This is a genomic window from Ruegeria sp. CL5, assembly GCF_056536485.1.
On the sequence record NZ_JBQFPS010000013.1, the window covers coordinates 130,202 to 137,951 of the forward strand.

A 7,750-nucleotide genomic window follows, 5' to 3' on the forward strand; every position below is an offset into this window, starting at 1 on the left:
GGCCTCATAGAAATTTCGAAGAAAATCTTCGCCTGGTATCAGCCGAGTTTCTCGGTCAGCTCCGGCACGGCCTGGAACAGGTCGGCAACCAGTCCGAAATCGGCGACCTGGAAGATTGGCGCCTCTTCGTCCTTGTTGATCGCAACAATGACCTTGGAGTCCTTCATGCCAGCTAGGTGCTGAATCGCACCAGAAATACCGACGGCGACGTAAAGATCGGGGGCAACAACCTTACCGGTTTGACCCACCTGCCAGTCGTTCGGCGCATAGCCCGAGTCGACCGCTGCGCGCGACGCGCCAACAGCAGCGCCCAGCTTGTCCGCCAGCGCCTCGATCAGCTTGAAATCTTCTTCCGAGCCGACACCACGGCCGCCCGAAACTACAACGCCTGCCGAGGTCAATTCCGGACGGTCGCTTTCAGCAACCTTATCCTCAACCCATTCGGAAAGACCTGGGTTATCGCCAACTGAGATGGTCTCGACAGAAGCCGCGCCGCCTTCGCCCGCAGCATCGAAGCTGGCGGTCCTGATGGTGACAACTTTCTTGGCGTCGTTCGATTTCACGGTCTGGATAGCGTTGCCCGCGTAGATTGGGCGCTCGAAGGTCGAACCGTCAACCACACCAGACACATCCGAGATCACCATCACGTCCAGCAGGGCGGCAACGCGCGGCATGACGTTTTTGGCGTCGGTGGTGGCGGGTGCAACGATGTGCTCATAGCCATCAGCCAGCGACACGATCAGCGCTGCGGTTGATTCCGCCAGGCGATGGCCCAGCGAGGCATCTTCGGCGACCAGAACCTTAGAGACACCATCGATCTTGGCAGCAGCTTCACCAGCGGCAGCGGCCGAGCCACCTGCGGCCAGAACGGTGATTTCGCCCAGCGACTTGGTGGCTGCGACGGTTTTGGCGGTCGCGTCAAAGCTCAGTTCGCCGTTGTTGACTTCGGCAAGCAGAAGTACAGCCATTACACAGCCCCCGCTTCTTTGAGTTTCTCAACCAGCTCGTCGACCGAGCCCACGACGATACCAGCGGCGCGCGCCGGCGGCTCGTCGGTTTTGACGATTTCAAGACGCGGAGTGACATCGACGCCGTAGTCGGCGGCGGTTTTCTCATCCAGCGGCTTTTTCTTCGCCTTCATGATGTTCGGCAGCGACGCATATCGCGGCTCGTTCAGACGCAGGTCAACGGTGACGATGGTTGGCATCTTGACGCTGATAGTCTGCAGACCACCATCCACTTCGCGGGTGATCTTGGCGCTGTCGCCTTCGATATCCAGCTCGGATGCGAAAGTGCCTTGCGACCAGCCCAGCAGGGCCGACAGCATTTGGCCGGTGGCGTTCATGTCATTGTCGATCGCCTGCTTGCCCGCCAGAACGATGCCCGGCTGCTCTTCCTCGACCACTTTGGCGAGTATTTTCGCCACGGCCAGAGGCTCGATGTCGGTGTGTACGTCATCAGCTGCAACAACCAGGATCGCACGGTCTGCACCCATGGCCAGGGCGGTTCGCAGAGTTTCCTGCGACTGTTTCACTCCGATTGAAACGGCAACAACTTCGTCAGCCTTGCCCGCTTCTTTCAGGCGAATTGCCTCTTCCACTGCGATCTCGTCGAAGGGGTTCATCGACATTTTTACATTGGCGAGATCAACTCCGCTCCCGTCCGCCTTAACACGAACTTTCACGTTGTAGTCGATCACGCGCTTGACAGGCACAAGTACCTTCATTTTTGCGTATGCTCCTTACAAAAACGGCAAGCCGCGCAGCGACTCCACCAATGCTCTCGCGGTTTAGATAGCGGGTCGTGATGCGCTGCAACAGAGCAAAATCGTCACGTCATGCTTTCGAGACGTCGCGTTTTGTCATTTTTTCGACAAGAAACGAATTTTTATTTCTCCATGACGCTCGCGATCAGCGGTTCGCACCCGGAACCCAGAGCACATCATTGCGTCCGCCATTATTGGCGCAGCGCGCGGCGACAAAGAACCAGTCGCTAAGACGGTTGAGATATTTCACCGCCGTTTCATTGACCGGTTCCATATTTGTCAGCTCAACCGCCAGACGTTCTGCCCGGCGCGAGACCGTCCGACAGACATGCAGATGTGCCGCCAGACGTGAACCGCCCGGCAGGATGAAGCTGCGCAGCGGCTGGAGCGTTTCGTTCATCGCGTCGATCTCTGCCTCAAGCCGATCAATCTGGGCGGGGACGATGCGGAGAGGCGGGTAGTCGGCTTCGGCATCCTTGTCCATATCGGGGCGGCAGAAATCAGCCCCTAGATCAAACAGGTCGTTCTGGATGCGGGACAGGGCGGCTTCGACCTCTCCTTCAGCCTCGGTTCGGGCGACGCCGACAAAGGAATTCAATTCGTCCACTGTGCCATAGGCTGCAACGCGCCCGGAGTATTTCGCGACGCGCTCACCATTGCCCAGGGCGGTTTTGCCGTCATCGCCTGTGCGCGTGTAAATCTTGTTGAGAACAACCATGCCTTAAACTCCCTGTCCGCGCAGGTAGACGTAGAGCACGATTAGCACCACTGCAATGAACTGAAACAGGATACGCAAGCGCATCATCTTGTTGCTTTTCATGGCTGCGTCTTTGCCGGGTTTTCCAAAGTTGGCAATGCCCATCACCAGCACGGCGACCACCGCCGCCATGGCCAGAAGCAACACGACCATCAACAGGTCCATAAGATCACCATCCTTGTTTGTTCTCGCGATGAACCCTCATCTAGCGTTGATAGAGGCAAAAGCGAACGGGTAATTTCGCCTCAGATGTCCGAGAGAATGCGGTCGATGGTTCGGGTCGGCAGAATGCGTCGCAGATATCCAGCGATGTAAGTCGGCGTTGTCACATAGTAGCGAGCGCGTGGGCGTTTGGATTCGACCGCATGAGCCAGTTTGGCCGTAACGGCAGAAGCAGGCAGTTCGAACCTGTCGTTTCCGGATGATTCGTAGAGGCGTTTCAGCAACGAATCCTCGTATTTCTGGCGCAGGGCAGAGTTTTTCCAATCTATGAAGCGTTCGAACACCGGGATTGAGTTCACTCGGATTTTCGAGGTCACCGGACCCGGCTCGATCAGGATGACCTTGATATCAGTATCCCGAAGCTCCAACCGCAAAGTGTCGGTCAGGCCTTCTATGGCATATTTGGTGGCAACATATGCGCCACGCCATGGAAACGCGACCAACCCCAGTACAGATGAATTCTGCACGATCCGTCCATGGCCTTGTGCCCGCATCACCGGAATCACCTGTCTAGTCAACTCGTGCCAGCCAAATACGTTGGTCTCGAAAATCAGGCGCATACCTTCGATCGGGACATCTTCGACTGCTCCGGGAAGGCCGTGCGCGCCATTATTGAACAGTGCATCCAGGGTGCCTCCGGTTGTTTCAAGCACCTGGTTCAGACCGGATGTTATGCTGTCGGTGTCGGTATAGTCGATCAGCGGGCTGTCGAAACCTTGCGCCCGCAACCGATCACAGTCGCGCTGCTGCCGACAGGATGCAAAGACATGCCAGCCACGTGCGCGCATGCCGTGCGCCGCATCCAGTCCGATGCCCGAAGAGCACCCAGTAATAAGAATGGTCTTTTGCATGTCACTTCCGAAACTGAACCTCGCCCCCTTGGTATTGCGAGCTTCAGGTCAGGACAATGACCCAGTTGCGTCAGTTTGTTGGCTTCCGGACCAGTGATGCAGAAATCCAACCCACGCTTTGCCCGGGAAGCAGCCTCAGGCGCAGCCATCCCGTGCCTGAATCGCTTAGGACTTCAACCCGTTGGCCAATATTGGCCTTTGCTATGATGGGGTAGATTGTACCTGGCCCGTCGCGCATGTTTACGCGTGTGCCTGATATCTCCCGAATGTCCTTTTCGGGTTCGATAATCTGAGAGGTAGGCGTGATATCGTCCTGAACCTCGGTTTCAACCTGCACCAGCCCGGCGGCACCGTCCTCAAGCGAAGCGAGCGTGAAGCTGGCACCATCTCCGTCAAATGCGGAAAACTGAGGTAATGTATTGGCCGCGACTTGTGAAAGAACAACAGCTGTCTCCTCCTCGGCCAAAGGTTCAGGTTCGGCTCGCACGGCAACAGGGCGGGTTGCGACATTGGTCACAAGTTCTTCCGCACGCGGCGTTGGCGCAGAAGTGGGTTTGGGCGCTGGGGCTGAGGCTATAGGCACAGGTTGTTCGGCCCGTGTCCCGCGCGGCTCGAAATCAGGGCCTCCACTCATGACGTAGAAGCTCCAACCGAGCATGGCGAAAGTGATAACAATAACGCGCGTCATAGCGCACCCCCTGGCAATCGTAACATCTATATAAAGGCAGCAATCTTAATATTCGAAAGCATACCATAGAACCGGGTTTGAGTCGAAAGATGGGGGAAATCCGGGACTTGTCTCCCCCTGTTGCAAAAAGCGCGACTTGTCCCCAGCAAAATATGCGCCGATTGCTTTACCCGCGCGCGCTTGCGTCGTATCACATCATGTATGAACGATACGATTGACGACCCCAATATGGAGGCCCCTGACAACGGGGGCGAGATAGCCGAACCGCTGCGCCGCGCAATTGGTGAACGCTATCTGACCTACGCGCTTTCAACGATCATGCACCGGGCACTGCCGGATGCACGGGATGGATTGAAGCCGGTTCATCGGCGAATCCTCTATGCAATGCGCGAGTTGCGACTCAGCGCGACGGGTGGTTTCCGTAAGTCTGCGAAAATCTCGGGCGACGTGATGGGTAACTATCACCCACACGGGGATGCTGCGATTTACGACGCGATGGCGCGTTTGGCGCAGGATTTCAACGTCCGTTATCCGCTGGTCGACGGGCAGGGGAATTTCGGCAATATCGACGGCGATAATCCGGCGGCCTCGCGATACACCGAGGCGCGGATGACCATAGTCGCGGAGGCATTGCTTGAGGGTCTGAACGAGGATGCTGTTGATTTCCGCGACAACTATGATGGCACGCTGACCGAGCCGGTCGTGTTGCCCGCGCAGTTCCCGAACTTGCTGGCCAATGGCGCAAGCGGTATCGCGGTTGGGATGGCGACGAATATCCCGCCGCATAATATCTCGGAGTTGTGCGACGCCTGTCTGCATCTGATCAAAACACCGGATGCGCGCGACGACACGTTGTTGAATTACGTCCCCGGTCCGGATTTCCCGACCGGTGGCGTGATCGTCGAGCCACCAGAAAATATCGCGCAGGCCTATCGCACCGGGCGTGGTTCCTTCCGTCTTCGCTGCAAGTTCGAAGTCGAAGATCTGGGCCGTGGTCAGTGGCAGATCGTTGTCACCGAGATCCCCTATCAGGTTCAGAAATCCAAGCTGATCGAAAAGATCGCCGAACTGATCCAGACCAAGAAAATCCCGATCCTTGCCGATGTGCGCGACGAATCTGCTGACGATATCCGCCTGATTCTTGAGCCGCGCTCCAAGAACGTGGACCCGGAGGTGCTGATGGGCATGCTCTACCGCAACTCGGACCTTGAGGTGCGGTTCAGCCTGAACATGAACGTGCTGATTGACGGCGTGACGCCCAAGGTCTGCTCGATGAAGGAAGTGCTGCGCGCTTTCCTCGATCACAGGCAAGAGGTGCTGCTGCGTCGCTCACGCCACCGACTAGGCAAGATTGACCATCGTTTGGAGGTCTTGGAGGGCTTTATTGTCGCCTTCCTGAACCTCGACCGCGTGATCGACATCATTCGTTACGACGACGACCCCAAGGCCGCGCTGATGCGCGAAGATTGGGGCATTGATCATGTTCGCGCGACTGATGAGACCGATTATGTCTCGCCCAAACCAGGCGAAGGCGAGTTGTCCGAAGTTCAGGTCGACGCAATCCTCAACATGCGCTTGCGCAGCTTGCGCCGTCTGGAAGAGATGGAGTTGGTCCGCGAACGCGATGAGCTGATGTTGGAACGCGCCAACCTCGAAGACTTGCTTGCCGATCCCGCCTTGCAATGGGCCAAGATCGCCGAGCAGCTCAAAGAGACCAAGAAGACCTTTGGCAAAGACTACGAAGGTGGTGCGCGCCGGACTCAATTTGCCGAAGCTGGGCAGGTCGAGGAAGTGCCGCTTGAGGCGATGATCGACAAGGAGCCGATCACGGTCGTCTGTTCGCAGATGGGCTGGATACGCGCCATGACCGGCCACATCGATCTGAAGCGCGAATTGAAATTCAAGGACGGTGACGGCCCGCGGTTCATCTTCCACGCGGAAACAACGGACCGGTTGCTGGTCTTTGCCTCTAACGGCCGTTTCTACACTGTCAGCGCTGCCAACCTGCCCGGCGGTCGCGGCATGGGTGAGCCGCTCCGTCTGATGGTCGACCTGCCAAACGAGGCGCAGATCATCGACATCCTGATCCACAATCCAGGGCGCAAACTGCTGGTGGCTTCGGATGCGGGTAATGGCTTTATGGTGCCCGAAGATGATGTGCTGGCGCAGACACGTAACGGCAAACAGGTGCTGAACGTCAAAGGCGACGAAACCGCCATGATCTGTAAGCCGGTCGCTGGCGATCACGTCGCCGTGGTGTCTCAGAACGGCAAGTTCTTGGTGTTCCCGACGGAAGAACTGCCCGAGATGACCCGGGGCAAAGGTGTGCGCCTGCAAAAGTACAATATGGCCCGTGGGCGACAGGGAACCTTGGAACTGGACGGCGGCTTGTCCGACGTAACGACTTTCAACTGGGACGACGGCTTGAAATGGTCCATGGGTGGCGACAAGACCCGGCATGAGGCGGATATGTCCCAATGGCTGGCTAAGCGCGCAGGTGTTGGGAAAAAAGCGCCCTATGGCTTCCCGCGCGACTATAAATTCTCGTGACCAGACCAACAGTTTGGTGAATTTCTGCCGATACCGCTTGGCACAAGCAGTATCGGTGCGCTACATCCAATAAAAACAGGCCTATCGAGACGAGAGACATGTTGCGCATCCTGACACTGATCACCGGGTTGGCCCTGATGGGCGCCTGCACCCAGACACAAGTTTACGAAGAGCCCGAGTCGCTGGGTGAATTCAAAATGCGCGTTAACTATGCCTTTGCCGACAAAGCGGTGCAGGGGCCGGTTTCGCGGGATGCAACACCCGATGAATGGACTGCTGCAATTCAGAATGCAGTAGATATTCGATTGGGCCGCTACGAAGGCGCTCAGGAATACGACATTGGCATCAGCCTTGAAGGCTACATGCTTGCCCCGCCCGGTATCCCGGTGATCTACAACCCCAAGAGCACGGCTATCGTTCTGGTGAATGTGTATGACGTAAAAAACAAAGAGTTTCTGGCCAAAGGCAAGCAGTTTCAGGTTTTGGAAGACACGACCGGAGGTAGCGCCCTCAAAGGGTCCGGTCACGAACGCACAAAAGAAGAGCAAATGAGCGGGCTTTCCCTGAAGGTTGCCGACCGGGTCGAAGAGTGGCTGGCCGAAGAACATAAAGAAAATGGCTGGTTTGATCGCCGCCCCGACCTTATCCAGCCGCTGGAGACCGAGGTTGTGACGCAAAATCCGGCGTCCTGAGTGGCTTTTCCATCAGGATGTGCTTGATTTTCCCCCCTGAACCAAATATCTCGCGCGCGCAGATGTAACCGCGGGACCACGGGTCCCCCAAAATTGCAAAAGGGCGCCTGAGGAATGGCAAAGGAAAAGTTTGAGCGTAATAAGCCGCACGTCAACATTGGTACGATTGGCCACGTTGACCACGGCAAGACCACGCTGACGGCAGCAATCACCAAGTATTTCGGT

Annotated in this window: 9 protein-coding genes; 3 read left to right on the forward strand and 6 right to left on the reverse strand. The window is 57.0% G+C overall.

All coding sequences use genetic code 11. The features are described 5' to 3' along the window. Nucleotides 1-38: 38 nt before the first annotated feature. The 6 genes from ACR0IU_RS19455 to ACR0IU_RS19480 all read right to left on the reverse strand — a co-directional run bounded on the left by ACR0IU_RS19455 (nucleotide 39) and on the right by ACR0IU_RS19480 (nucleotide 4,283). On the reverse strand, nucleotides 39-968 hold the full coding sequence (locus ACR0IU_RS19455; protein WP_480717392.1) for an electron transfer flavoprotein subunit alpha/FixB family protein: 930 nt from the start codon (nucleotides 966-968) through the stop codon (nucleotides 39-41). Continuing rightward, nucleotides 968-1,726 carry an electron transfer flavoprotein subunit beta/FixA family protein gene (locus ACR0IU_RS19460; protein WP_010437730.1) on the reverse strand — a complete coding sequence of 253 codons (759 nt, stop codon included), beginning with the start codon at nucleotides 1,724-1,726 and terminating at the stop codon, nucleotides 968-970. The genes ACR0IU_RS19455 and ACR0IU_RS19460 overlap by 1 nt, the downstream gene beginning before the upstream one ends. Before the next feature lie 184 nt (nucleotides 1,727-1,910). Continuing rightward, on the reverse strand, nucleotides 1,911-2,483 hold the full coding sequence (locus ACR0IU_RS19465; RefSeq protein ID WP_170703668.1) for a cob(I)yrinic acid a,c-diamide adenosyltransferase: 573 nt from the start codon (nucleotides 2,481-2,483) through the stop codon (nucleotides 1,911-1,913). A 3-nt stretch (nucleotides 2,484-2,486) separates the two neighbouring features. Next, the gene (locus ACR0IU_RS19470) at nucleotides 2,487-2,687 is read right to left on the reverse strand and encodes a twin transmembrane helix small protein (RefSeq protein WP_010437734.1); all 201 of its coding nucleotides are present in this window, start codon (nucleotides 2,685-2,687) and stop codon (nucleotides 2,487-2,489) included. 80 nt (nucleotides 2,688-2,767) lie between these two features. Continuing rightward, on the reverse strand, nucleotides 2,768-3,595 hold the full coding sequence (locus tag ACR0IU_RS19475) for an SDR family NAD(P)-dependent oxidoreductase (RefSeq protein ID WP_480717393.1): 828 nt from the start codon (nucleotides 3,593-3,595) through the stop codon (nucleotides 2,768-2,770). A gap of 70 nt (nucleotides 3,596-3,665) precedes the next feature. Next, complete coding sequence (locus ACR0IU_RS19480) at nucleotides 3,666-4,283, reverse strand: SH3 domain-containing protein (RefSeq protein ID WP_480717394.1); 618 nt, start codon at nucleotides 4,281-4,283, stop codon at nucleotides 3,666-3,668. Between the two features lie 201 nt (nucleotides 4,284-4,484). Here ACR0IU_RS19480 and parC point away from each other — a divergent pair, with 201 nt between their 5' ends. The 3 genes from parC to ACR0IU_RS19495 form a co-directional block, all read left to right on the forward strand. Further along, nucleotides 4,485-6,833: a DNA topoisomerase IV subunit A gene (gene parC / locus ACR0IU_RS19485; protein ID WP_480717395.1), complete on the forward strand. Its 2,349-nt coding sequence runs from the start codon at nucleotides 4,485-4,487 to the stop codon at nucleotides 6,831-6,833. Between the two features lie 98 nt (nucleotides 6,834-6,931). Further along, nucleotides 6,932-7,525, forward strand: a complete 594-nt coding sequence (locus ACR0IU_RS19490; RefSeq protein WP_480717396.1) for a hypothetical protein — start codon at nucleotides 6,932-6,934, stop codon at nucleotides 7,523-7,525. A 114-nt stretch (nucleotides 7,526-7,639) separates the two neighbouring features. Next, nucleotides 7,640-7,750: GTP-binding protein (locus ACR0IU_RS19495; protein WP_170611170.1), on the forward strand; the 111-nt coding region annotated here is incomplete at its 3' end.